This is a genomic window from Micromonospora qiuiae (genome assembly GCF_016863555.1).
In the GTDB taxonomy this organism is placed as follows: Bacteria; Actinomycetota; Actinomycetes; order Mycobacteriales; family Micromonosporaceae; genus Micromonospora; species Micromonospora qiuiae.
In genome coordinates, this window is sequence record NZ_BOPC01000202.1 from 1 (window position 1) to 663 (window position 663).

At 66.5% G+C, this 663-nt stretch carries 1 protein-coding gene; it reads right to left on the bottom strand.

The window, feature by feature from the left end; translation table 11 throughout:
• The coding region (locus Vqi01_RS30425) for a glycoside hydrolase family 11 protein (RefSeq protein WP_372444473.1) at positions 1 to 663 on the bottom strand (663 nt) is incomplete at both ends.

A 663-nucleotide genomic window follows, 5' to 3' on the forward strand; every position in this document is an offset into this window, starting at 1 on the left:
CCGGGGCTGCCGCCTTCCGAGACGGTGATGTCCGAGCTTCCCTGGCTCTGGTAGCCCTCGGTGGCCATGATCTGGTAGTAGTGGTTGCCGAGGTTCAGCCCAACGCGGGCCCAGGCGTCGAAGTGGTTGGCGGTGGTGATGGTGCCGCTGCTGCGCTTCTGCTGCCGGACGCTCCAGTACTGGTAGAACGTCGCGGTGCCGTCGATCGAGGGCTGGTTGACCCGCTGACTGCGCAGGATGTCGTAGGTGCCGCCGTCGGTGGTGACGGTGCCGAGCCGGGTGGCGCCGCTGCTCGGGTTGTAGCTGCCGAAGTTCTCGACGATGTAGTACTCGATGAGCGGGTTGCGGGTCCAGCCATACAGGGCGAGGTAGCTGTTGTTGTTGCCCGGGTTGTAGTTGCCCGAGTAGGAGATCGTGCGGCGGGTTCCGGGGTTCCAACCCTTGCCGCCGACCCAGTTGTTGGTGCTCCTGCTCCACGAGCTGCTGTAGCGGCCGTTCTCGCGCAACACCATGCAGGCGTCGCCGCTGTCCTTCCAGAACGAGAAGAAGAACCCGTTGTGGGTGCCTTCCGTGCTCGAGCAGACCTGCCGGTCGGCCTCGGCGTGGGCGGGGCTGGCCACGAGCGCGATGGTGCCGGTGGTGGCCAACACTGCGGCGCAGGCG